The 23,822-nt window shown below is 59.8% G+C and carries 25 protein-coding genes and 4 tRNA genes; 23 read left to right on the top strand and 6 right to left on the bottom strand.

From position 1 onward, the window contains the following. Window positions 1–4: 4 nt before the first annotated feature. Window positions 5–424 (top strand): DUF4426 domain-containing protein, encoded by a 420-nt coding sequence (locus G5134_RS18515; protein WP_005304995.1) that lies wholly within the window; start codon window positions 5–7, stop codon window positions 422–424. Window positions 425–486: 62 nt separating this feature from the next. Here G5134_RS18515 and G5134_RS18510 read toward each other — a convergent pair whose 3' ends face one another. Together G5134_RS18510 and G5134_RS18505 are read right to left on the bottom strand one after the other, a co-directional pair. Beyond that, window positions 487–798, bottom strand: coding sequence for a hypothetical protein (locus G5134_RS18510; RefSeq protein WP_065018790.1), 312 nt, complete (start codon window positions 796–798; stop codon window positions 487–489). A 120-nt stretch (window positions 799–918) separates the two neighbouring features. Beyond that, window positions 919–2,523, bottom strand: coding sequence for a peptide ABC transporter substrate-binding protein (locus tag G5134_RS18505; RefSeq protein ID WP_421232125.1), 1,605 nt, complete (start codon window positions 2,521–2,523; stop codon window positions 919–921). A 172-nt stretch (window positions 2,524–2,695) separates the two neighbouring features. On the opposite strand from G5134_RS18505, the gene G5134_RS18500 reads away from it, so the two are divergent. Further along, on the top strand, window positions 2,696–3,403 hold the full coding sequence (locus G5134_RS18500; protein WP_024943342.1) for a ParB-like protein: 708 nt from the start codon (window positions 2,696–2,698) through the stop codon (window positions 3,401–3,403). 40 nt (window positions 3,404–3,443) lie between these two features. Here the strand turns inward: G5134_RS18500 and G5134_RS18495 are convergent, their stop codons facing one another. Beyond that, entirely contained in the window at window positions 3,444–4,103 is a 660-nt protein-coding gene (locus G5134_RS18495) for a CatB-related O-acetyltransferase (protein WP_024943343.1), read from the bottom strand. Between the two features lie 291 nt (window positions 4,104–4,394). On the opposite strand from G5134_RS18495, the gene G5134_RS18490 reads away from it, so the two are divergent. Then, window positions 4,395–4,823, top strand: coding sequence for a DUF2753 family protein (locus tag G5134_RS18490; protein ID WP_005304979.1), 429 nt, complete (start codon window positions 4,395–4,397; stop codon window positions 4,821–4,823). A 3-nt stretch (window positions 4,824–4,826) separates the two neighbouring features. Here G5134_RS18490 and G5134_RS18485 read toward each other — a convergent pair whose 3' ends face one another. Further along, a complete protein-coding gene (locus G5134_RS18485; RefSeq protein WP_019838899.1) occupies window positions 4,827–5,576 on the bottom strand; it encodes an enoyl-CoA hydratase-related protein in 750 nt (249 codons plus the stop codon). An 89-nt stretch (window positions 5,577–5,665) separates the two neighbouring features. Here G5134_RS18485 and G5134_RS18480 point away from each other — a divergent pair, with 89 nt between their 5' ends. From G5134_RS18480 to G5134_RS18470, 3 genes are all read left to right on the top strand, one after another. Further along, a complete protein-coding gene (locus G5134_RS18480) occupies window positions 5,666–6,106 on the top strand; it encodes a copper chaperone PCu(A)C (protein WP_024943344.1) in 441 nt (146 codons plus the stop codon). Between the two features lie 93 nt (window positions 6,107–6,199). After that, complete coding sequence (locus G5134_RS18475; protein WP_010636188.1) at window positions 6,200–6,829, top strand: TIGR04219 family outer membrane beta-barrel protein; 630 nt, start codon at window positions 6,200–6,202, stop codon at window positions 6,827–6,829. Window positions 6,830–6,894: 65 nt separating this feature from the next. Then, window positions 6,895–7,575, top strand: a complete 681-nt coding sequence (locus G5134_RS18470) for an SDR family oxidoreductase (protein WP_005304962.1) — start codon at window positions 6,895–6,897, stop codon at window positions 7,573–7,575. Between the two features lie 93 nt (window positions 7,576–7,668). Here G5134_RS18470 and G5134_RS18465 read toward each other — a convergent pair whose 3' ends face one another. Together G5134_RS18465 and G5134_RS18460 are read right to left on the bottom strand one after the other, a co-directional pair. Beyond that, window positions 7,669–9,393, bottom strand: a complete 1,725-nt coding sequence (locus G5134_RS18465) for a proline--tRNA ligase (RefSeq protein WP_024943345.1) — start codon at window positions 9,391–9,393, stop codon at window positions 7,669–7,671. A 135-nt stretch (window positions 9,394–9,528) separates the two neighbouring features. Next, window positions 9,529–11,538 (bottom strand): methyl-accepting chemotaxis protein, encoded by a 2,010-nt coding sequence (locus G5134_RS18460; RefSeq protein WP_065018792.1) that lies wholly within the window; start codon window positions 11,536–11,538, stop codon window positions 9,529–9,531. Window positions 11,539–11,775: 237 nt separating this feature from the next. Here G5134_RS18460 and ruvA point away from each other — a divergent pair, with 237 nt between their 5' ends. The 17 genes from ruvA (at window position 11,776) to G5134_RS18375 (ending at window position 23,822) form a co-directional block, all read left to right on the top strand. Then, window positions 11,776–12,390, top strand: coding sequence for a Holliday junction branch migration protein RuvA (gene ruvA / locus G5134_RS18455; RefSeq protein ID WP_005304953.1), 615 nt, complete (start codon window positions 11,776–11,778; stop codon window positions 12,388–12,390). An 8-nt stretch (window positions 12,391–12,398) separates the two neighbouring features. Continuing rightward, a complete protein-coding gene (gene ruvB, locus G5134_RS18450) occupies window positions 12,399–13,409 on the top strand; it encodes a Holliday junction branch migration DNA helicase RuvB (RefSeq protein WP_005304949.1) in 1,011 nt (336 codons plus the stop codon). Window positions 13,410–14,344: 935 nt separating this feature from the next. Next, entirely contained in the window at window positions 14,345–15,901 is a 1,557-nt protein-coding gene (cydA, locus tag G5134_RS18445; protein WP_005304948.1) for a cytochrome ubiquinol oxidase subunit I, read from the top strand. 12 nt (window positions 15,902–15,913) lie between these two features. Continuing rightward, entirely contained in the window at window positions 15,914–17,050 is a 1,137-nt protein-coding gene (cydB, locus tag G5134_RS18440) for a cytochrome d ubiquinol oxidase subunit II (RefSeq protein WP_010636191.1), read from the top strand. A 14-nt stretch (window positions 17,051–17,064) separates the two neighbouring features. Next, entirely contained in the window at window positions 17,065–17,181 is a 117-nt protein-coding gene (cydX, locus tag G5134_RS18435; RefSeq protein WP_005304933.1) for a cytochrome bd-I oxidase subunit CydX, read from the top strand. Beyond that, window positions 17,168–17,479 (top strand): cyd operon YbgE family protein, encoded by a 312-nt coding sequence (locus G5134_RS18430; protein ID WP_041203624.1) that lies wholly within the window; start codon window positions 17,168–17,170, stop codon window positions 17,477–17,479. The genes cydX and G5134_RS18430 overlap by 14 nt, the downstream gene beginning before the upstream one ends. 105 nt (window positions 17,480–17,584) lie before the next feature. Further along, window positions 17,585–17,992, top strand: coding sequence for a tol-pal system-associated acyl-CoA thioesterase (ybgC, locus tag G5134_RS18425; protein WP_005304924.1), 408 nt, complete (start codon window positions 17,585–17,587; stop codon window positions 17,990–17,992). A 1-nt stretch (window position 17,993) separates the two neighbouring features. Further along, window positions 17,994–18,671: a protein TolQ gene (gene tolQ / locus G5134_RS18420; protein WP_213344251.1), complete on the top strand. Its 678-nt coding sequence runs from the start codon at window positions 17,994–17,996 to the stop codon at window positions 18,669–18,671. After that, window positions 18,671–19,117: a protein TolR gene (gene tolR, locus G5134_RS18415; RefSeq protein ID WP_005304918.1), complete on the top strand. Its 447-nt coding sequence runs from the start codon at window positions 18,671–18,673 to the stop codon at window positions 19,115–19,117. The genes tolQ and tolR overlap by 1 nt, the downstream gene beginning before the upstream one ends. A gap of 5 nt (window positions 19,118–19,122) precedes the next feature. Next, a complete protein-coding gene (tolA, locus tag G5134_RS18410) occupies window positions 19,123–20,280 on the top strand; it encodes a cell envelope integrity protein TolA (RefSeq protein WP_421232124.1) in 1,158 nt (385 codons plus the stop codon). A gap of 94 nt (window positions 20,281–20,374) precedes the next feature. Then, a complete protein-coding gene (gene tolB, locus G5134_RS18405) occupies window positions 20,375–21,700 on the top strand; it encodes a Tol-Pal system beta propeller repeat protein TolB (protein ID WP_010636193.1) in 1,326 nt (441 codons plus the stop codon). A gap of 49 nt (window positions 21,701–21,749) precedes the next feature. Continuing rightward, the gene (gene pal / locus G5134_RS18400) at window positions 21,750–22,274 is read left to right on the top strand and encodes a peptidoglycan-associated lipoprotein Pal (protein WP_005304908.1); all 525 of its coding nucleotides are present in this window, start codon (window positions 21,750–21,752) and stop codon (window positions 22,272–22,274) included. A 158-nt stretch (window positions 22,275–22,432) separates the two neighbouring features. Then, window positions 22,433–23,248 (top strand): tol-pal system protein YbgF, encoded by an 816-nt coding sequence (gene ybgF, locus G5134_RS18395; RefSeq protein WP_065018793.1) that lies wholly within the window; start codon window positions 22,433–22,435, stop codon window positions 23,246–23,248. A 174-nt stretch (window positions 23,249–23,422) separates the two neighbouring features. Beyond that, window positions 23,423–23,498 (top strand) — tRNA-Lys (locus G5134_RS18390). A 30-nt stretch (window positions 23,499–23,528) separates the two neighbouring features. Further along, window positions 23,529–23,604: transfer RNA gene (locus G5134_RS18385), tRNA-Val, on the top strand. Between the two features lie 49 nt (window positions 23,605–23,653). Next, a tRNA-Lys gene (locus tag G5134_RS18380) sits at window positions 23,654–23,729 on the top strand. A gap of 21 nt (window positions 23,730–23,750) precedes the next feature. Continuing rightward, window positions 23,751–23,822, top strand: a tRNA-Val gene (locus G5134_RS18375).

Here is a 23,822-nt window from a genome sequence, read left to right as displayed (position 1 = left end):
CACCATGAAAACAGCCTGGATAAGCTGCCTGCTGGCACTGTTGCTGACCTTGCCCCTGCGGGCCGAACAGATGAAGGAGCTGGGCCCCTGGCAGGTGCACTACAGCGCCTTCAACTCCAGCTTCCTCACCCCCGAGGTGGCCAAGGCCTATGGCCTGGAGCGCAGTCGCTACAACGGCATCGTCAACATCGCGGTGCAGAACAAGCAGGGGGTGGCCCAGGCGGTAGGGATCACCGGCGAGGCCAAGAACCTCACCGGCACCATCCGCAACCTGACCTTCCAGGAGGTCAAGGAGGGCAACGCCATCTACTATCTGGCGGTGCTGCCCTATCGCAACGAGGATACCTACCAGTTCACCCTGAAGATCATGGGGGAGGGGCAGCAGCAGACGCTGACCTTCCAGCAGACCTTCTACGTCGACTGATGCCGGCACCCGCCATGCCCTGAAAAAAGCCCCGAACGCAGGTTCGGGGCTTTTTTATGACTTTATGACGGCGAGTTGGTCGGCGAGGTGAAGTCGTGGATCTCCCCCAGTCGCGGGGTGAAGCGAGGATCCTGATCCCGGTTGTGTTCCACCCACTCCATGGCCTGGCAGAAGCTCTCCCGCTTCGAGAACTCGCTGCGCACCTGGTCGATGGCCCGCTCCGCGCTGCGCCGTTCCATCTTGCTGGCCTTGCGGTCGCTGAACTGTTGCTGCTGGGCCAGCATCCATTCGGTGAAGGCCTGGCGGCACTGTGTTTCGCTGGCCGCCTGGGCGGGCAGGGTCAGCAGCAGAGAGATCATCAATACAAAACGCATAACAAACCGGTGATTGAGGGGGTGGTTGCCTGAAATGGCGGCATTTTATGCCGAAAACTTGAGCATGAACAGAGGGCGATGGCAGAAGATTGGGGCCGGCATGGCCGGCCCCGGGCAGGATCAGTGCTTGACCAAGTAGAGCTGGCGGCTGTAGGCCACGTCTTCCGGATTGTTGATGGGGTAACCCTTGAGCCAGGGCTTTATCAGCCGGGCGTTGGTGTACTGATAGATGGGGGCGATCGGCGCCTCCTCCTGCAATATGGCCTCGGCCTCATCGAACAAGCGGGCCCGTTCACGGGGATCCTGACTGTTGGCCGCCTTGGCCAGCAGAGCATCGTAGTCGGCGTTGGCGAAGCGGGCCATGTTGCCGCTGTGGTGGGAGCCCCACAGGCCGAGGAAGGCTGATGGATCGTTGTAATCGGCCACCCAGGAGGAGCGGATCACCTCGAACTGGCCGCTCTGACGGCTGTCGAGATAACTCTTCCACTCCTGATTGGTGAGTTCGACCTGCGCCCCCAGCTTCTGTTTCCACAGGTTGGCGATGGCCAGCGCCATCTTCTTGTGCACCTCGGCCGTGTTGTAGAGCAGGGTCAGCTTGAGCGGGTTGGCCGGGCCGTAGCCCGCCTCCTTGAGCAGGGCTCTGGCCTTGTCGTCGAGGACTTGTTGACTGCTGCTGGAGAGCAGGTTGGCCTTGGGCTCGAAGCCGGCGACCACATCCGGGGTGAAGTGATAGGCCGGTTTCTCACCCGTACCCAGGATCTTGTTGGCGATGAGGCCCCGATCGATGGTGTAGGAGAGCGCCTTGCGCACCCGCACATCGTTGAGGGGGGCGCGCTGGGTGTTGAAGGCGTAGTAGTAGGTGCCGAGCTGATCCGGGGTATAGACCTCACCCGGGATCTGCTGCATCAGCTTGTGATACTGCTCCTTGGGGAAGGACTCGGTGATGTGCAGGTCGCCGGCCAGGTAGCGGTTGGTGGCCGCACTCTCCTGGTTGATGGGCACGAAGGTGACCTTGGTCAGCACGGTATGGGCGCGATCCCAGTAGTAGGGGTTGGGGGTCAGCTCCAGCTTTTCGTTCACCACCCGGTGACTCAGCACGAAGGCCCCGTTGCCGACCAGCTTGCCGGGCTGGGTCCACTGGTTGCCGTATTGCTCCATGCTGGCGCGATGCAGCGGCGACAGACTGGGGTGAGTCAGCAGGCTCAGGAAGTAGGGCACCGGTTGGGAGAGGGTCACCTGCAGGGTATGCTGGTCGAGGGCCTTCACGCCGAGTTCCTCGGGGGCCAGCTTGCCGGCTACTATGTCATCCACCTTGTCGAAGCGGGCCAATTGGGCAAACCAGGCAAAGGTGGCGGCCTCTTTGGGATCGACCAGTTTGCGCCAGCCGTAGACGAAGTCGGCGGCCTGCACGGGATCGCCGTTCGACCAGCGGGCGTCCGGGCGCAGATGGAAGGTGAAGCGCTGATTGCCCTGGTTGTCCCAGCTGGCGGCCACCCCGGGCTGCACCTTGCCGTCCGGCCCCTGGGTCAGCAGCCCCTCGTAGAGATCCCGCAGTACCTGCAGCTCGGGCAGGCCGACCAGCTTGAGCGGACTCAGGCTCGCCGGCTCGTCTTTCAGATGACGCACGACGGCCTGCTCGGCGGCGAGCTGGGTGCCGGGCGGAACATCGGCAGCCTGGACACAGGCACTGCCCAGCAGGGCCAGCAGGAGACTCCATCCTTTCATGGTTAATCCTTCAAATAGTGTGAAGCGGGGAGAAAACTCGGCGATAAGTGGTCGCCGACAGACGGGAAATCATGATATCCCGTTTGCTGGTCAGACCGCCAGTATGAGTCCCTTGGATGAGGAGACTCCCCGGCATCTTATTTGACCCGCCATTCGGGCAGAGGAGTGAGCGATGAGAACATGGATCCTGTTGGCCCTGGCCATCAGTCAGGGGGCCTGGGCGCTGGCGCCGTGCGAGCGGCAGAGCCAGGTCGGCAGCTGGTGCGAGGCAAACATCGCCGCGCTGCACCCCACCCAGGGGGGCGTGGGCCAGATCCAGGTCGACAACACCCAGGCCGAGCTGGCGGACAAGAGCGCAAAACAGCTCGACAAGGTGATGAAAAAGAAAGAGATCCCCATCGTCATCGCACCCGATGGCGGCTACTGGCTGGTGGACAGACACCATCTGACCAAGGCGCTGTGGCAACTTGGGGTGAAGCAGGTTCGGGTCAAGGTGATCGCCAGGCTGCAGGACAAGGCCAGCTTCTGGAGCCAGATGCAGGGCAATCATTGGGCCTGGCTCAAGGACGAGCAGGGGAGGCCTCTCACACCGGAACAGTTGCCGAGCCGCATCGACCTGCTACCCGACTACCCCTATCGCACCCTGGCCGGGTTGCTGCAGGATGCAGGCTATTTCGACAAGCGGGAGCAGGTCTATTTTGTCGAGTTCGCCTGGGCCAGCTGGCTTGGCCGGCAGATGGACTGGCTGCCGATCGACAGCGCCAACCTGGCGGATCGCCTCTATCAGGCCAAGCGACTGGCGTGCAGCAACAAGGCGGCCGATCTGCCCGGCTACCCCGGCAAGCAGTGCCGGGTCAATCAGCCCGATAGCGGCAATTGAGCGACAGAATGAAAGCGGGGGGCCATGGCCCCCCGCTGCATCATGATCGGGTCTCTCCCCAGCGGGCGGCAGCCTGTTCCAGCAGGGCCACCTCGCCCTGCTGGATCAGTGGCAGCAGGGCCTGCATCTGTTCATCTGGCCACTCCCACCAGGCCAGCGCCTGCAAACGGGCAATCTCGTCCTCCTCAAAGCGCATCCTGATAACCTTGGCCGGCGTACCGGCCACCATGGCATAGGGCGGCACATCCTGACTGACCAGGGCACGTGCCGCTATGATGGCGCCGTCGCCGATGGTGACCCCCGGCATGATCATGGCGTCCATGCCGAGCCAGACATCGTTGCCGATGCGGGTGTCGCCGGCCGGGCGGTAGCTGCGCCGGAGCGCCTCCACATCTGAAAACGGATAGGTGCTGATAAAGGCCGTGTTGTGGGTCTGGTTGCCCCCCATGATGATCTTCACCCCGGCGGCTATTTGTACATAGTCGCCGATATGGAGCTGATCGATGTGCCAGAGCGGCTCCCAGCCAGTCTCCGGGCTGCGGCTGAAACGGTCGCCGTGCAGATAGCGCACGACATGCTCTTCAAAGGGGCCGTCCCAGGCGCCGGAGTAGTAGCTGTGCCGTCCCTTGAGATGGATGTTGGGGTTGCTCACCGTCAGATGCAGGTACTCGACCTGCGACCAGTGTTGGCAGGGTTTCATGGCTGTTTCCTCGTTCAAATGGATAGGGGTGGATGACGCGAGGAACGCAGCTAATAGATCCAGACCAGCAGGCGGGGCACGCACAGGGTCGAGCAGCCCAGCGCCTGGGGTAAACGGGGTCGCAGCATGGGAAGAGGGATCCTGAAAGATGAGCGGCCATGGTAAGCCATGCCGGGGCGGGAGCCAAGCCGTGCACCGCCAGCTGGTCAAAACCTGCACAAAATATCGGGTTGATATTCATTCTCAACTGGGCATGATAAAAGTCCCACCCATCAACCTGGGAGATCGGGCATGACCCATCAAATCTGGCAGCGTTACATGCTGGAGGCTGAAAATGCGCTGGGCGCCGGCGCGCTCGGCACCGCCATCTGCCTCTATCAACAGGCCCTCGCCGAGGTGTATGAACTGAGTGACGGCGATCTGGATGAACTGGCCAGCATGCGGGTGGCAACCTGCCACCGGCTGGCCGATTTCTGGCGCGCCATGGAGGAGCCGGCCTACGAGCTGCGCTACCTCAAGCTGGCCTCCGAGCTGGTCACTGCGCTGGTGCCCCAGTGTCCGAACCGGGAGTGTGAATCCCTCATCAGTGAACTGGGCTGCTGCCGGGCGGCGCTGCTCTCTTTCCTCAAGCGCCACCCCAATCCCGATATCGCCCGTCTGATCCAGTTGCAGGATCAGGTGCAGGGCTGCGAGCTGATCGGCCGTTTTCGCCTCAACTGAGGATCATTTACGGCCCTTGAGGCGCTGGGCGATCCGCGTCTGCGCCTCTTCCCCCTGCAGGGCGAGGGAGAAGGCGCGCGCCTCCAGATCGATGACGAAGTGCACCGCCTGCCTGAGCTCCTGCTTGAGCAGCGCCTTGCTCTTTTGCAGCGCCCCGGGCGCCTTGGCTGCCAGCTTCAGACCCTGCTCCCTGGCAAAGGGGTGCAGGGCTTCGGCCGTCAGCACCCGGTTGGCGAGGCCGAGCCGCAGCGCCTCGTCGGCATCGATGGCTTCGGCCAGCAGCAACAGCTCCGCTGCCTTCAGGTGACCCACGCTGCGCGGCAGCAGCAGGCTTGAGGCAAACTCCGGCACCAGCCCCAGCTCGACGAAGGGCAGTTGCAGACGGGCATTGTCGGCCAGATAGACCAGATCGCAGTGCAGCAGCAGGGTAGTGCCGATGCCGACCGCGGCGCCGCCGACCGCGGCGATCACCGGTTTGGGGAAGTCGGCCAGGGTATGCAGAAATTGCAGGATGGGGTCGTCGGGATCCAGCCCCGTCTTGCCCATGAAGTCTGCCAGATCATTGCCGGCGGTGAAGCAGTCTGGCTGTCCCTGAATGAGCAGGGCATGGATGGCGTCATCCGCCGTCGCTTGCCGCAATGCCTCGGTGAGCGCACGATACATGGCGGTATTGAGGGCGTTGCGCTTGTCGGGGCGATTGAGGGTCAAGGTGAGCAAGCCATCCTGCTGCTCGGCAATGATAATGGGGTCCATGTCTAAATCCTTGTTATTGCTGGCTGTCAAAGGCTTACCGCTGCGGTAAGCTTTGTTGCGTTTAACAACATCATAAAAGGATTTCAACCATGTTTAAACGTGCGTTCTATTCCCTGCTGGCCCTGGGACTGGCCGCTCCCGCCCTGGCCAAGGTCGAGGCCGTCGATGGTTATGTGCGTCTGCTGCCGCCGGGCTCGCCCAACACCGCCGCCTTCCTGGTGCTGAAGAACGATGCCGATCAGCCGGTCAAGCTGGTGGCCGCCGCCTCGCCCGAGGTGGGCCGCGCCGAGCTGCACACCCATCTGCACGAGAATGGCGTGATGAGGATGCGCCAGGTCGAGAGCATAGAGGTGCCGGCCAAGGGGGAAGTGGCGCTCAAGCCCGGCAGTTTCCACATAATGCTGTTCGAGGTGCGCGAGCTCTCCCAGGGCACCCCTTTCCCGCTGACGCTGACCATGGATGATGGCCAGCAGCTGGAGCTGAGCCTGCCGGTGAAGCCGGTTGAACCCATAGCGGGCATGCAGCACTGACATTAATGGACGCTTGTTCAGCTTTTTACACTGTGTATTCCCGTCGCTCTGGGTAAAATGATGGCCTTTCCAGTCCAACAAGAGAGTAACGTGATGAAGAAGACCTTGATTGCCGGTTGTGTGCTGGCCCTGTTCAGCCAGGCTGCCATGGCTGCCGATGACTGGCGTTTTGCCGCCGGTGCCGATGTATGGAATGCTCAGGGCAGCGGCCAGATCAACGGTGTCGGGGCCAACGGCAGCTACGACGAGAACTACAACTGGAGCGGCTACCTGCAACTGGAGCACGGTATCATCCTGCTGCCCAACGCCAAGTTCGAGATCTCCGATTTCGGCACCAGCGGCGGCGCCCTCAACAACGATCTGATGGCCTATGACCTGAGCCTTTACTATCGCCTGTTCAACAACGATCTGTTCCAGATCGACCTGGGTCTGACCGGTCGTCGCTACGATGGCGATTTCAACACCCAGCACTACTCCTATGACAAGGACGTGCTGATGGCCTACACCGGCGCCGAACTGCGTATCCCGGGTACCGGCTTTGCTGCTTTCGGCGATGCCCGCGTGCAGGATGCCGACAACTACGACTACCGTCTGGGTGGCTCCTACAAGTTCGCGACCGTACCGCTCAAGGTGCGTGCCGGCTGGCGTGATGCGAGCATGGACTTCGATCGCGTTGACCAGCGGGTAGACGGCTGGTTCATCGGCGGCGAATTCACCTTCTAAATTCCGGCAATCTCTGGTGACGATGCTCTCATCATCCCGATGACGGCATCCGGCGAGGAACGAACATGGGTCATATCATAGTGACGGGGGCGGGGTCCGGCTTGGGCCGCGCCTTGACCATAGGTCTGGTTGAACGGGGCCATCAGGTTTCCATGATGGGGCGTCGTTATCAGAAGCTGCAGGAGCAGGAAGCCTTGCTCGGCAAGGCGGTGATCGGCATTGCCGCCGATCTGGCGCACCACGAGGAAGTGGATGTCGCCTTTGCCGCCGCGGTGGAGTGGGGCGGTCTGCCCGAGCTGGTGCTGCATTGCGCCGGCGTGGGGGAGTTCGGCCCGGTCGGCGTCTATACCGCCGAGCAGATCCGCCGGGTGGTGGAGAGCAACCTCATCTCCACCATTCTGGTGGCCCAGCAGACGGTGCGCCTCATCGGCGACAAGGGCGGGGTGCTGGCCAACGTGCTCTCTTCCGCCGCCCAGGTGGGCAAGGCCAACGAGAGCCTCTACTGCGCCTCCAAATGGGGGATGCGCGGCTTTCTAGAATCCTTGCGGGCCGAGCTGAAGGGCTCGCCGCTGCGGCTGGTGAACCTCTATCCGAGCGGGATCCGCAGTGAATTCTGGGACAACTCGGATCACGTGGACAGCAGCGGCTTCATGACCCCGGAAGATGCCGCCGCCTACATGCTGGATGCACTGGAAGCCAGAAGCAGCTGCCACGTGACCGATCTCTTTATCGGTCGCAATCCCTGACAAAAGGCCGCCGTCATCCGGTTGCCATCGTCAGAAGAGAGAAACAAAAAGCGCGCCATCGGCGCGCTTTTTTTATACCAGCGAGGGGCGGGATTAACGGCCCAGCTTGGCCTTGAGCATGGCGACGATGTCGCTGATGGCCACTTCCTGCTTCTCGCCGGTGCGGCGGCACTTGTATTCCACCACGCCGTTGTCCATACCGCGCTCGCCGATGACGATGCCGTGAGGCACGCCCAGCAGCTCCATGTCGGCGAACATCACGCCCGGACGCTCTTTACGGTCGTCGAACAGCACGTCCACACCGGCGGCCTTCAGCTCGGCGTAGAACTGCTCGGCCAGCTCGGCGACGCGCACGGACTTGTGCATGTTCATCGGCACGATGGCCACTTCGAACGGGGCGATGGCGTCCGGCCAGATGATGCCGTACTGGTCGTTGTTCTGCTCGATGGCGGCAGCCACCAGGCGGGAGACCCCGATGCCGTAGCAACCCATCTCCATGGTGACAGACTTGCCGCCTTCGTTCAGCACGCTCGCCTTCATGGCTTCGGAGTACTTGGTGCCCAGCTGGAAGATGTGGCCCACTTCGATGCCGCGTTTGAGCAGCAGCTTGCCCTGGCCACACGGGCTCGGGTCGCCTTCCACCACGTTGCGCAGGTCGGCAACCTCAAAAGTGGCGATGTCGCGATCCCAGTTGGCACCGGTCAGGTGGAAGCCGGTCTCGTTGGCGCCGCAGACGAAGTCTGCCAGGTGGGCGGCGCTGCGATCGGCGATGATGCGACCGGCAAAGCCGACCGGGCCGATGGAGCCAGCGTCACAGCCGGCGGCTGCCTTGATCTGCTCGTCGTTGGCGAAGGTCAGCGGGTTGGCGACACCCGGCAGCTTCTCTGCCTTGATTTCGTTCAGCTCGTGGTCGCCACGCAGCACCAGCGCGATGACGGCCTGGTTGCCGTGCTCGTCCGCTTCACCCAGCACCAGCAGGGTCTTGGCGACGGCGCTCGGGGCCACGCTCAGGAAGGCGGCCACTTCGTCGATGGTGTGGACGTTCGGGGTCGCAACCTTGGTCAGGGCTGCGGTGGCTGCGGCGCGCTCGCCAGCCGGCGCCAGCGCTTCGGCCATTTCGATGTTGGCGGCGTAATCGGAGCTGTCGGAGAAGGCGATCAGGTCTTCACCGCTCTCGGCCAGCACCTGGAATTCGTGGGAGCCGGTACCACCGATGGAGCCGGTATCGGCCTGCACCGGACGGAAGTTCAGACCCATGCGGGTGAACGCCTTGCAGTAGGCGGCGTGCATCTTCTCGTAGGTATCGACCAGGGAGGCCTTGTCGATGTGGAAGGAGTAGGCGTCCTTCATCAGGAACTCGCGGCCACGCATCACGCCGAAACGGGGACGAACTTCGTCGCGGAACTTGGTCTGGATCTGGTACAGATTCAGCGGCAACTGCTTGTAGCTGTTCACTTCGTAACGGATCAGCGCGGTGATCACCTCTTCGTGGGTCGGGCCCAGTACGAAGGGACGGTTGTGACGGTCGGTCAGACGGCACAGCTCGGGGCCGTAGTCATCCCAGCGGCCGGACTCCTGCCACAGCTCGGCGGGTTGTACCACCGGCATGGAGACTTCGATGGCACCAGCATTGTTCATCTCTTCGCGAACAATGTTCTCGATTTTTTTCAGAACCCGCAGACCGGACGGCAGCCAGGCATACATGCCGGAGGCCAGTTTGCGGATCATGCCGGCGCGCAGCATCAGCTGATGGCTGATGATCTCGGCGTCGGACGGGGTTTCCTTGAGAGTGGAAAGCAGATATTGGCTGGTACGCATCGCGGTAGACCTTAGCTAAGACGGGCGGCGGGGCCCTGGATAATTTCAAGAGCGGAATTTTAACAGGACGGGCCCTGCGGCCCAAGGGCTAAATTCGTACGACGGGAGAAAGCGGGGGCATCGCCCCCGCTGCGGTCAGACCCGAAATTGCGACAGCAACCGCTGTTGCAGCAGGCTGGCCTGATGGAGAGAAGAGGCGAGCTGCAGGCACTCCTGCGCCTCCTGCTCGCCAGTCTGGGCCTGCTGGCTGATACCGGAGACCTTGTCCGAGGTGTGGCTCAGGGTATGGGAGAGCTGGCCGGTGGCGTCTGCCACCTGCTGTACCATGTCCGCCAGGTGGTCGATGGCGCCCTCCACCTTGAACAGGATCTGTTTGGTGTTGTCGGAATCCGCCATGCCCGACTCCACCGTCTTCAGGTTGCGCTGCATCATCAGATAGGCGGTTTCGGTCTGCTGCTGGATGCTATTGATCACCTCGTTGATCTCGGCGCTGGAGGAGGCGGTGCGATTGGCCAGGGTGCGCACTTCGTCGGCCACCACCGCAAAGCCGCGGCCCATCTCGCCAGCCCGGGCGGCCTCGATGGCGGCGTTGAGCGCCAGCAGGTTGGTCTGCTCGGAAATGCCGCTGATGGTGGAGATGATCTGGCCTATCTGACTGGCCTGCTCCTTGAGGGCGTTGATGGCGGTGGCGCATTCGCCCACCTCCATCACCACCCGCTGCATGCCCGCGCTGGCGGAGGAGACATACTGACTGCTCTCGGTGGTGAGCTGGCGCACCTCGTTGGCATTTTGCGCCGCCAGGCTGCAGTTGTCCGAGATGGTGGTGGCCACCTGCACCATCTGCTCGCTGTCATGGTGCAGCGCCTGGGCATGTTCGGCCGTCTGGCGGCTGCTCTGGCTGATGGCCTGAACCCGGTTGACCGAGGTGTGCACGTGCTCGCTGATGTGCTGGTTGTTGTCCATGGTGGAGCTGATCATCTTCTGCAGCTTCTCGATGAAGCGATCCACGCTGCCGGCCAGCGAGCCGATTTCGTCGTCACGCCTGAGGTTGATGCGGGCGTTGAGATCCCCTTCGCCAGCTGCGATGTCCTGCATGCGCCGATTTACCTGCAGCAGGGGCCGCACGATGGCGCGCACCAGCCAGAAGCCGCACAGGGTCACGATCAGCAGGCTGAACAGCAGGCCGCCCAGGATCAGACTCTTGGTATGGTTGATGATGGTGTTGAGCTGACCAACCTGATCCTCGACCGTGGCATCGCCCTTTGCCTCCACCTCGACCAGCAATTTCTTGAGCTGATCGGCGCTCTGCTCATAGCTGGTCAGCTGGCGTTGATACTCGCCAAGGGCTGCCATCCACTGCACCATCAATTGCTGAACCTCGGTTTCCAGCGCCCGATACTGGGTTGCCAGCGACTGGCCGGCAAACTCCCCCTCAGCGGGCACATCAAACAATCCGCTGGCCAGCATGGCGTCGACCGCCTCCCGGTAGAAGCGGGTCGCCTCCTCCATCTCGCTCTGGATGGCGGGGGTGAGCCCTTCGCTCTGCATCTTCTCCAGCGCATAGAGCTGACGCAGGAAGCCTATATTGGCCTCCATGCCGCCATCGGCCGCGTGCCAGCGGGTCGCCAGGCCGCCATTCCAGCTGATGGCCTGATCCGGTGACTGGGTGAGGCTCTCGACCGCGCCATCACCCACCACCTCGAGCTGGGTCGAGAGGCGGGACATGCGTTCAGAACTGGCGCGCAGCGCCTGATCAAGGCGGGTAAACGTCTGGTAGAGCGTCAGCAGCTGTTCCTGCTGCTGCTGGTAGACCTGATGCTGCTGGTTCATGGTGTTGATGGCGGCGTCATCGATGAGCCGACCTTCGCCCACCCGGCGCATGGCGTCGGTGGTGGCGGTTCTGGCCTGCTGCAGCTCCTGCTCGTCGAGGGACATGCCTCTGAGCATCTTCTGGATGTAGAGCGACTGGTTGCCGAGCTCGATGGAGCCCTCCATGGCGCCGTCTGCAGTCTGCCAGGCGGCACCCAGCACATAGGAGAGCAGATCCGCCAGCCGCTGGCTGCCATACCAGCCGACGACGCCCATGCCCAGCGTGCAGCTGAGCAGAATGGCCAGCCCCAGGTTCGATGTGGTGACGATTTTCATGATTAAGGACCTTCCTTGGCTCCAAACAAACCCAATTTAGTGTTTTATCAGTGGCAACAAAATGCCATGCCAGATGGAAAATAAAGTTGTTGCCCGGCTCGGATCCAAGCATGGCTTGGAACGCGCGAGTGTGCTGAAAATCCGCTGCGGTCCAGCCGCCCTATGCTGGATACTTATCCAGTTATTCTTTATGCTATGAGCCAATTTACAGATAGCTGGTTTGGCGAGGAGAGAGCCGTGATTGGTCGCTTGAGAGGCGTAGTCATTGAGAAACAACCCCCCGAGGTATTGCTGGAGGTCGGGGGCGTGGGCTATGAGGTGCACATGCCCATGAGCTGCTTCTATGATCTGCCCGAGATCGGCAAGGAAGCGGTCATTCACACCCACTTCGTGGTGCGGGAAGACGCCCAGCTGCTGTACGGCTTCAATCACAAGCAGGAGAGGGCGCTGTTTCGAGAGTTGATCAAGACCAACGGGGTCGGCCCCAAGCTGGCGCTGGCCATTCTCTCCGGCATGACCGCCACCCAGTTCGTGCTGAGTGTCGAGCGCGAGGAGATAAGCTCCCTGGTCAAGTTGCCAGGGGTTGGCAAGAAGACCGCTGAGCGACTGGTGGTGGAGATGAAGGACAGACTCAAGGGGTGGGTCAGCCACGATCTCTTCTCGCCGGCCGAGATCACCCTGCCTGCCAAGGAGAGTGCCCTGCGGGCGCCGGATTCGAGCGAAGAGGCCGCCAGTGCGCTGGTGGCGCTTGGTTACAAGCCGCAGCAGGCCAGCCAGATCGTCAGCAAAGTCGCGGTGGATGGCATGTCGGTGGAGGATATCATCCGTGAAGCGCTGCGCAGCCTGGTGTGAGGTAGAGAATGATTGAAGCGGATCGCCTCATTTCCGCCGCTGGCGGGCGTGAGGAAGAAGTCATCGATCGGGCTATCCGGCCCAAGCTGCTGGCCGATTACACCGGCCAGGATCCGGTCTGCGAACAGATGGAGATCTTTATCGCGGCGGCGCGCCAGCGCGGCGAGGCGCTCGATCACCTGTTGATCTTCGGCCCGCCCGGGCTTGGCAAGACCACGCTCGCCAACATAGTGGCCAACGAGATGGGGGTCAACATCAAGACCACCTCCGGCCCCGTGCTGGAGAAGGCAGGCGATCTGGCGGCGCTGCTCACCAACCTCGAACCGAACGACGTGTTGTTCATCGACGAGATCCACCGCCTCAGCCCGGTGGTGGAGGAGGTGCTATACCCGGCGATGGAGGATTACCAGCTCGACATCATGATCGGGGAGGGGCCGGCGGCTCGCTCCATCAAGCTCGACCTGCCCCCCTTCACCCTGATCGGCGCGACGACCCGGGCCGGCTCTCTCACCAGCCCGCTGCGGGATCGCTTCGGTATCGTGCAGCGCCTCGAGTTCTACAACGTCAGGGATCTGACCGACATCGTCGCCCGCAGCGCCCGCTGCCTCGGGCTCGACATGACGGAAGACGGTGCGCTGGAGGTGGCGCGTCGCTCGCGCGGGACGCCGCGAATTGCTAACCGTTTGTTGCGCCGGGTGCGGGATTTTGCTCAGGTGAAATCCGATGGCCGGATTGACGGACCCATAGCGGCCCGAGCCATGGACATGCTGGACGTGGATAACGAAGGGTTCGACTTCATGGACCGCAAGCTATTGTTGGCTGTCATAGACAAGTTTCTGGGGGGGCCGGTGGGGCTCGACAACCTGGCTGCGGCCATCGGCGAGGAGAAGGACACCATCGAAGATGTGCTCGAGCCCTATCTGATCCAGCAGGGCTTCCTGCAACGTACACCCAGAGGGCGGATCGCGACACCAAGAGCTTATGCGCATTTTGGCCTGCAACGGCCAGATGAAGGGTAAAAACAGCTGATTGAACAAAAAACCGCCTTCAAGGGCGGTTTTTTGTTATCCGGGCAAAAAAAAGCCCACTGCGGAGGCGGTGGGCAAAGACAATTCAGGATGGATGTTCACAGACAGTGAGTGCGTCTGGAGACAGACCGGTAAAAAACAGAGTGAGCCGTCGCGAGGCCTCAGAGTCGATTCATTTGATAGAGCTGAACGAACGAAAGCTTGTAGTAACGGATGGTTTTAGCAACAAACTTTTTCATCTTTAATTCCAATAGACAGGTTCGAAATGTTCATCGAATACGTACCGGGAACCCAGATTGACCGGCCTGTATCCAAGGGTATGCCCTCACTGCGAGGCGCATTGTAGGAGCTCTGTCGGACTCGGACAAACAAGAAAAATTACCCATCTCAGATTAGATTAACTAATCATTTGGTGGTCTTGCCGAATTAGCATGGATATGCGTTTTTATTGGTTTTTAATTAGTTTTATTCTGGCTGGGGACAAGCGAGGGAAACATGATGAAAACACCCTTGAGAGTTGTTTTTTAACAGAAGCATTACTTATTTGCTTAAAGATTAAAGTTGATTTAAATCAATGATTTGCGATTTTTATTTTTTTGTGACCCAGCTCTCTAAAATAAATGGAAAGGGTCGTGAAAATGCCTTTGAAAGGCATGTATTGGTGGTGGTTTTACATTGATTTCAATCAAATAAAGGTGATATAAAACTCAGGTCATTATGGGCAGGAATAAAGCAAGCTTGATTGTTTTGTAATTGTTAAACATTAGCTTTTTTTGTTCTCTATTATTGCCTTGTTGTTAATGTGGTGGCAGTCGAATCCGGTCGTCAGTGCAAAACTGGAACATGACCGATAATTCGGGGACTTCCAACGGAAGCTTTGTCTTAAAACTTAAAATAGCCGTGCCAATAATCGGTGAGGAAACATCATGATTGCTGAGCATGTGGTAGACCTATCGCGGTTCCAATTCGCTGCGACGGCCCTTTATCACTTCCTGTTTGTGCCCTTGACGCTCGGAATGGCCTTCATTCTGGCGATCATGGAGTCTGTCTATGTGATGACCAACAACCCTGTCTACCGGGACATGACCAAGTTCTGGGGCAAGTTGTTTGGTATCAACTTTGCCCTCGGGGTCACCACAGGGCTGACCATGGAGTTCCAGTTTGGTACCAACTGGGCCTACTACTCCCACTATGTCGGCGATATCTTCGGGGCCCCGCTGGCCATCGAAGGTCTGATGGCATTCTTCCTGGAATCCACCTTCGTCGGTATGTTCTTCTTCGGCTGGGATCGGCTCTCCAAGCGTCAACACCTGGCTGCGACCTGGTTGATGGCGCTCGGGACCAACCTCTCCGCCCTCTGGATCCTGGTTGCCAACGGCTGGATGCAGAACCCGGTAGGTGCCGAGTTCAACTTCGAAACCATGCGCATGGAGATGGTGAGCTTCGCCGATCTGGTGTTCAACCCGGTTGCCCAGGTGAAGTTCGTCCACACAGTGGCGGCAGGCTATACCACAGGCGCCATGTTCGTGCTGGGCATCTCTTCCTATTACCTGCTCAAGCATCGTGACGTGGCCTTCGCCCGTCGCTCCTTCGCCATTGCGGCCGCATTCGGCATGGCGTCCATCCTCTCCGTGCTGATCCTCGGTGACGAGTCCGGCTACGAGACAGGTGAAGTGCAGAAGGTGAAACTGGCGGCCATCGAGGCCGAGTGGAACACCGAACCTGCGCCAGCCTCCTTTACCCTGTTCGGCATCCCGAACCAGGAAGAGATGCGCACCGACTACGCCATCAAGATCCCTTATGCCCTCGGCATCATCGCCACCCGTTCGCTGGACGGCCAGGTGACCGGTCTCAAGGATCTGAAGAGCGAGCACGAGCTGCGCGTGCGCAACGGCATGACCGCCTACGACCTGCTGACCAAGCTGCAGTCCGGCGACAAGTCTGACGATACCCGCGCCCGCTTCGACGAAGTGAAGCAGGACCTGGGTTACGGTCTGCTGCTCAAGCGCTATACCTCCAACGTGACCGATGCCACCGACGAGCAGATCAAGGCCGCCGTGGATGACTCCATCCCGCAAGTGCTGCCGCTGTTCTTCGCCTTCCGCATCATGGTTGCCTGCGGCATGCTGATGCTGGTGCTGATTGGCCTGGCCTTCTATGACAGTACCCGTCACAAGATCGGCGAGCGCAAGTGGCTGCTCAAGGCGCTGCTGTACGGCATCCCGCTGCCCTGGATCGCCATCGAGTGTGGCTGGTTCGTCGCGGAATACGGTCGTCAGCCCTGGACCATCGCCGAAGTGTTGCCGACCTCGGTCTCGGCCTCCAACGTGCCGGCCTCCGAGATCTGGTTCTCCCTTATCGGGATCTGCCTGTTCTACACCGTACTGCTGATCATCGAGATGTACCTGATGTTCAAGTACGCGCGTCTGGGCCCAAGCAGCCTGAAGACCGGCAAGTACCACTTCGAACAGAGCAAGGCATAAGGAGAGCAACCCATGTTTGATTACGAAATGTTGCGCCTGGTCTGGTGGGTGCTGGTCGGCGTCCTGCTGATTGGCTTCGCCATCACCGACGGCTTCGATATGGGGGTGGGCGCACTGCTCCCCTTCGTCGGCAAGAAGGATGTTGAGCGTCGGGTGATGCTCAACACCATGGGCCCGCACTGGGAAGGGAACCAGGTCTGGCTGGTGACCGCCGGTGGTGCCCTGTTTGCAGCCTGGCCCATGGTGTATGCGGCAGCCTTCTCCGGCTTCTACATCGCCATGATCCTGACCCTGATGGCCCTGTTCTTCCGCCCGGTCGGTTTCAAGTACCGTTCCCTGCGTGAAGATGCCAAGTGGCGCAGCAACTGGGACTGGGCACTGTTCGTCGGTAGCGCGGTACCGCCCATCGTGTTTGGCGTGGCGTTCGGCAACCTGCTGCAGGGCGTGCCGTTCGACTTCAACCAGTTCATGATGCTGACCTATCACGGCAACTTCTTCGGTCTGCTCAATCCGTTCGGCCTGCTGGCCGGTCTGGTGAGCCTGTTCATGCTGGTCACCCAGGGCGCTACCTGGCTGATGATGAAGACCGACGGTGAAGTGCTGGCCCGCTCCCGCACCGCCGCCATGATCTGCTCGCTGGTGACCCTGGTGCTGTTCGCACTGGCCGGTTTCTGGGTCAGCGGCATGGAAGGCTATGTGGTGGTCAAGGCCGCCGCGACCGATGCCGTCTCCAATCCGATGAACAAGGAAGTGGTGCGTCAGGCCGGTGCCTGGATGAACAACTACAGCCTCTATCCCTGGATGATTGCAGCACCCGTGCTGGGTCTGGCGATGAGCTTGCTGACATCGCTGTTTGCCAAGCTGAACAAGGGCTGGCTGGCGTTCACCTGCTCCTCCCTGGCGATTGCCGGCGTGATCCTGACTGCCGGCTTCTCCATGTTCCCGTTCGTGATGCCCTCAAGCCTTGAGCCGTCACTGAGCCTGACCATGTGGGATGCCACCGCTTCTCTCAACACCCTGCGGGTGATGACGGTAGCGGCCGCCATCTTCGTACCGATTGTGCTGGGTTATACCCTGTGGACCTACATCAAGATGTTCGGCCGGGTGACCAGCAAGCACATCGAAGACAACCAACAATCGCTCTACTAAGAAGGTGCCCTGATATGTGGTATTTCACCTGGATCCTGGGTCTGCTGCTGGCTTGTGCATTCGGCATCATCAATGCGCTGTGGCTGGAACACACCGAGAACATGGATCGCCAGATCGATGAGAACAAGTGATCGACTCGCCCGGTTGGCCGCTCCCCTGGAGCGCCAACCCTGGCAGGGGTTGATGCTGGTAGCGGCGGCCCTGTTGGCCGTCGCTATTTTACAGGCCCCCAACCTGGTGGCCGCCAACACCAGCGAACACGGCCTCTGGCTGGCGCCCTGGTTGATGTGGGCGGTCTGCTGCGGGGTCATGCACGGGCTGGGATTCCATCCCCGCAGCCTCGTCGGTCGCGTGCTGTTTTTCCCCTGGCTCGCCTTGCCCAGTTTGTTGTACGGGCTCTGGCTGACCCAAGGCTATTTCCTTTCATAAAAAACGGGGGGAGGCAGGATTTCCCTGCTTCCCCCTGCTTCTTTCCTATTCAGCCCTGCGCTATGATAGCCCCCCATCTGACTGTCGTATGGATCACAGATTGTTATGGGGGAAGTCTCTGAGTTTCCGGTGCGTGTCTACTACGAAGACACCGATGCCGGGGGCATCGTCTACAACGCCAATTATCTCAAGTTTATGGAACGTGCTCGCACCGAGTTCCTGCGTGCTGGCGGCATCGAACAGGATGTCCTGCTGGGCGCCGGGTACGCGTTTGTGGTGAGTCGAACAGAGATCGATTTCCGCTCGGCGGCCCGTTTTAATGAGCTTTTGACTGTATTGACGCAAGTGACCGAAGTGAAACGCGCCTCCATGCGCTTCTCACAACGGATACTGGCGGCTGATGGACGACTGATCACCCAGGCCATGGTACAGATAGCCTGTGTCAGTCATCCGCATATGAAACCTGTTGCAATACCTGAAAATGTGAAGGGAGTGCTGTTAAGTGCACGCTGAAATTTCGTTTATTGGCCTGTTTTGGCAAGCCAGCCTGTTGGTAAAACTGGTCATGATGACCCTGATGGGCATGTCGGTCGTCTCCTGGGCGCTGATCATCCAGCGCTCCAAGGCCATCAAGGCAGCCAATATCGCATCGGAGCAGTTTGAAGACAGATTCTGGTCCGGGGTCGACCTCAACCGTCTCTACCAGGAGTCCTCTTCCCGCCGCGATGACATCGAAGGCATGGAAGACATCTTCTATTCCGGCTTCAAGGAGTATGCCCGTCTGCTCAAGGCTGGCGCCCGTGGTCAGGATGCGGTGATGGACGGTACCTACCGTGCCATGCGCGTCTCCCTCTCCCGCGCGGTGGACGATCTCGAGTCCAACCTGCCGATCCTGGCTACCATCGGCTCCATCAGCCCCTATATCGGTCTGTTTGGTACCGTCTGGGGGATCATGAACGCCTTTATCGCCCTGGGTCAGGTGCAGCAGGCAACCCTGCAGATGGTGGCCCCCGGTATCGCGGAGGCGCTGATCGCTACCGCCATGGGTCTGTTTGCCGCCATCCCGGCCGTTATCTTCTACAACCGCTTCTCCAACAAGGTCGAGCGGCTGGAGAACGCCTACGCCAACTTCATGGACGAGTTCACCACCATTCTGAACCGTCAAATTGCTCAGCAGCAGGGTGATCAGTAATGCAAACCTATCAGCGGATCCGGCGCAAGAAGGTGGCCGAGATCAACGTGGTTCCCTATATCGACGTCATGCTGGTGCTGCTTATCATCTTCATGGCGGTGACGCCCGTGATCACGCAAGGGGTCAAGGTTGACCTGCCGCAGGCGGAGTCCGAGCAGTTGCCGGAAGATGCCAAGCCGCCCTTCATCGTCAGCGTCAATACCGAAGGCGAGTACGTCATCAAGGCCGGTGAGGCCGAAGACGAACCTGTGCCGAGCGGGACGCCCGAGGCGATGCAGCAGTACATCACCGAGAAGGCCATGGGTTACCTGGCCATCAACCAGAACGCCCCCGTGGTGGTGGCCGGTGACAAGTCGGTGCGCTACGAAGAGGTGATCCTGCTGATGGTGGCCCTCAAGAAAGCCGGTGTGCCTCAGGTCGGCCTGATGACAGATCCGGTGAACTGACGGAGATGGATGTGAAGCGTGGTATTTCCGGTTATCTCATCGCGTCGCTTCTGCTGCACCTGATCATCGGCATCATTCTGTTTGTCGGGCTCGACTTCAGCAAACCGAAGCGACCCGAGTCGAAGGGGCAGATCGTCAATGCCGTCATGCTAGACGAGAACTTCCTCAACGAGCAGGCCAAGCAGATCCAGCAGCAGAAGGCTCAGCCCAAGCCGCAGAAGGTAGAGAAAGAGAAGGATAAGGAAGACACGGACATAGCCAAGCGCGAGCTGGCCCAGCAGCAGGAACGGTTGCGGATTGCAGAGGCCAAGCGCAAGGAGGCCGAGGAGGCCACCCGCAAGGCCGAAGTAGAGAAGCAGAAGAAGCAGGCCGAGCAGAAGCAGGCGGAAGAGAAGGCCCAGAAGGCCGAGGAAGCCCGCAAGCTCGAAGAGCAGAAGGCCAAGAAGGCGGAGGCCGAGCGCAAGGCCGCGGAAGAAGAGAGCAAGGCGCTGGCGCTGAAGAAGAAAAAGGAACAAGAGAAGAAAGAGGCTGAAGAGAAGGCCAAGGCTGAGGAGGCCAAGGCCAAGAAAGCGGAAGCCGAGAAGAAAGCCAAAGCCGAAGCCGAGAAAAAAGCGAAGGCAGAAGCGGACAAGAAAGCCAAGGCGGAGGCCGAGCAGAAGGCCAAGGCTGAAGCCGAGAAGAAAGCCAAGGAAGAGGCGGCCAAGAAGGCAAAAGCTGACGCAGAGAAGAAAGCCAAGGCAGAGGCCGACAAGCAGGCCAAGATCGCGGCTGAACGCAAGCGCAAAGCGGCCGAGGATGCCAAGCTGCAAAAAGAGATGGAAGACATGATGCAGCAGCAGCTGGCGGCTGAGGCCAATGCCCGCAGTCAGGCGGCATCGGCGGCGGCCAAGGGTGAAGTCGACAAATATGCGGCGCTTATCAAGGCGACTGTTGAGCGATATATGATTTTGGATCCCACCATGCGGGGCAAAACATGTACTATCGGCGTACGTCTTGCGAGCACTGGCTTTGTCATCTCGGTAGATAACGGCCAGGGTGACCCGGCGGTATGTCGTTCCGGCAAAGCAGCCGTACTGAAGGCCAATCAGTTGCCGGTACCTAAGGATCCTGCGGCATTCGAGATGTTGAAGGAGTTCAACCTCAAGCTGGAACCTAACATCTAGCACTGATGGCGAGGGGATCGAGTAAGGTGGTTGGCAGCGTCTTGCCGAGAAAGGAAGTTAATCTCTCATTATTTTGGAACCGAGTGTTTAAGCCATGATAAGAAAAGTGTTTTTTGCTTTGGTTGGCTGTTTGTTGCTGGGTCAGAGCGCCCAGGCGGCCTTGGACATCGTCATCACCGGCGGTATCGACAGTGCACGGCCGATCGCCGTCGCCCCCTTCAAGTGGGAAGGCAATGGCCAGCTGCCGCAGGACATCGCGGAAGTGGTCTCCAACGATCTGATGCGCAGCGGCAAGTTCAGACCGCTGGCCCGTGGCCAGATGCCGCAGACCCCGAGCTCCAGCGGTGAAATCAACTTCGCACCCTGGGCCTCCCAAGGGGTCGAAGCCGTGGTGGTCGGTTCCATCGCCGCCGTCGGCGACGGTACCTACAAGGTCAACTTCGAGCTGGTCGACGTGCTCAAGGGCCAGCTGGCCAAGACCCAGGGCGGCGAGAGCAACGGCTACATCCTGGACAGCCGGATGGCGACCATCCCGGGTGCCCAGATGCGCCAGTTTGCCCACCGCATCTCCGACATCGTCTACGAGCGACTGACCGGCGAGCGTGGGGCCTTCCTGACCCGTCTGGCCTATGTCTCCGTGCAGCAGGGTACCCAGTTCCCGTATCAGCTGCGGATCTCCGACTACGACGGTTACAACGAGAAGACCCTGCTGCGTTCCCGCGAGCCGCTGATGTCCCCGGCCTGGTCGCCGGATGGCAGCAAGCTGGCCTACGTGAGCTTCGAGAACCAGAAATCCGAAATCTACGTGCAGGACATCTACACCCAGCAGCGCAGCCTGATCACCAGCTTCCGCGGCATCAACGGGGCGCCGGAGTGGTCTCCGGATGGTCGTCGTCTGGCTATCGTTCTCTCCAAGGACGGGTCACCGAACCTCTATGTCGTTGATGTTGCTAGCAAGCAGCTGACCCGCGTCACAACCAGCCGGGTAATCGACACCGAACCCTCCTGGATGCCGGACGGTCAAAATTTGCTGTTCACCTCTGAACGTGGTGGCAAACCCCAGATTTATAGCGTAAATTTGGCGACTGGCATGACTCGCCGGATGACCTGGGAAGGTGAATCCAACCAGGGTGCGTCCATTACTCCTGATGGCAAAATCATGGTGATGGTGACCCGGGTTCAGGGGCAGTACCGTATCGCCCGTCAGGATATGGAAAACAATGCCCTGCTGGTCCTTACCCAGAGCGCGCTGGATGAGTCGCCAAGTGTGGCTCCCAATGGCAGCATGATCATTTATGCCACCATCTATCAGGGTCGTAAGAGTCTCGCATTGGTGTCGACTGATGGTCGCTTCAAGGCTGTGCTTCCGACCAGTAGCGGTGAAATTCGTGCACCAGCTTGGTCGCCCTTCTTGAATTGATAAAAATCCAATTGTTTTTTGTTTTGTTATAAAGGTTTAAGGAAATAGCATGCAACTCAATAAACTGCTCAAGGGTTTGGCCATCGCACTGCCACTGTTCACCCTGGCCGCTTGTAGCTCCTCTTCTGATTCCGATGCCGCTGGCGCCGAATCAGGCATGACCGACGGCATGGGCGGTGTACAAACCGGTGGCGCGAATGGCATGTTGTCCCCGGAAGAGCAGATGCGTCAGAAGTTCGAAGCGCTGCAGCGTGACAACGTGATCTACTTCCCGTTCGACGGTTACGACATCCAGGGTCAATACGCCGACCTGCTGGATGCCCACGCCAGCTACCTGCGTGAGCGCCCGAGCGTCAAAGTACTGATCGAAGGCCACGCCGACGAGCGCGGTACTCCGGAGTACAACATCGCGCTGGGCGAGCGTCGTGCCAAGGCTGTTGCCAAGTATCTGCAAACCCTGGGTGTGCAGGCTGAGCAGCTCTCCATCGTCAGCTATGGCGAAGAGAAGCCGCTGGATATGTCTCACACCGAGGATGCCTTTGCCAAGAACCGCCGTGCGGTCCTGGTTTACTAAGGTTTGAATCGAACGAAGTTCGTTTATATGCAAGCGGCCATTTCGATGGCCGTTTTATTTGCACTAAACGCCAAGGTTTGATCCGAATGAAATCTGTATAAGCGAGCGACGATGGCGCTGGCCGTTTTATTTGCACTAAACGCTAAGGTTTGATCCGAATGAAATCTGTGTACAAGCAAGCTGCTGTTGCGCTGGCCGTATTGGTTGCTCTGAATGCGCAAGCGGCGGCACCGGTGAGCGATCTGAGCGGTGACTCGGGTGGCGGGGTTGTCCTAAGCGGCAACAACGGCGCCATCGTGCCCACCGGCAGCCTGGAAGACAGGGTTGCCCTGCTGGAGCGCACGCTCAACGCCCGTCTGCGCCTGCAGGCCGATTTGCAGCAACAGGTGGATGCCCTGCAAGGGGAGGTCTCCGAGCTGCGTGGCCAGCTGGAGCAGCAGACCTACCAGATGGAACAGTCGCAGGAGCGTCAGCGCCAGCTCTATCAGGAGCTCGACAAGGTGGCCAACAGCCAGCCTGCCGCTCCCGCCGCATCGGCCGCAGCCGCAGCCGCAGCTGCGAGCGCGACGCCGGCCGCCGCGGCCAACTACTCCACCAACCAGAACGAGAATCAGGCCTATGATGCGGCCGTGAACATGGTGCTCAAGGAGAAGAACTACGACAAGGCAATTCCGGCCTTCGAAGGGTTCATCAAGCAGTTCCCGAGCTCCAGCTATGTTCCCAACGCTCATTACTGGCTGGGCCAGCTGCTGTTCAACAAGGGGGATCGGACCGGCGCTGCCGCCCAGTTCACCACTGTGGCCACCAAGTTCAGCAAGTCTCCCAAACGAGCCGACGCCCTGTTGAAGCTGGGCATGCTGGCACAGCTTGACGGCAAGAAGGCGGAAGCCAAGAACTTCTATGAGCAGGTGATCAAGGGCTATCCCAACACCTCGCCGGCCCAGCTGGCCAAGCAGAGTTTGAGCAAGCTGTAACTTTGCCGCATGTCACTGTTTTCGTAACAGTCTTGTAAATACAGCCTCGCTTTGTATGCGCAGTGAACAAACAGATGGAATTTAAGATTTTTCTGTTGCGCCAGGATGATAAATCCGTAATATAGGCCGCCGTCAGAGCCGGTGCAGCATTGCAGTTGGTCCTGGTCGTGGTGAGGGTCGTTAGCTCAGTCGGTAGAGCAGTTGACTTTTAATCAATTGGTCGCTGGTTCGAATCCAGCACGACCCACCATTTCTCCACCAGGTGGAGACAGAATTCCCAGGTCGTTTAGCTCAGCTGGGAGAGCACCTCCCTTACAAGGAGGGGGTCACTGGTTCGATCCCAGTAACGACCACCAGTTTTAAGCTGTTTGCCAAGGCAGGCAGTGAAAGAGGCAAGTCAGGTGTGGGTCGTTAGCTCAGTCGGTAGAGCAGTTGACTCTTAATCAATTGGTCGTAGGTTCGATCCCTACACGACCCACCAATTTGCCCAGATGAATTCCCAGGTCGTTTAGCTCAGCTGGGAGAGCACCTCCCTTACAAGGAGGGGGTCACTGGTTCGATCCCAGTAACGACC

The sequence above is a fragment of the Aeromonas sp. 600276 genome, from assembly GCF_049175815.1.
Classification (GTDB): domain Bacteria; phylum Pseudomonadota; class Gammaproteobacteria; order Enterobacterales; family Aeromonadaceae; genus Aeromonas; species Aeromonas dhakensis.
Note: the sequence above shows the minus strand (reverse complement) of the source record. Positions and strands in the feature narration are given on the sequence as shown.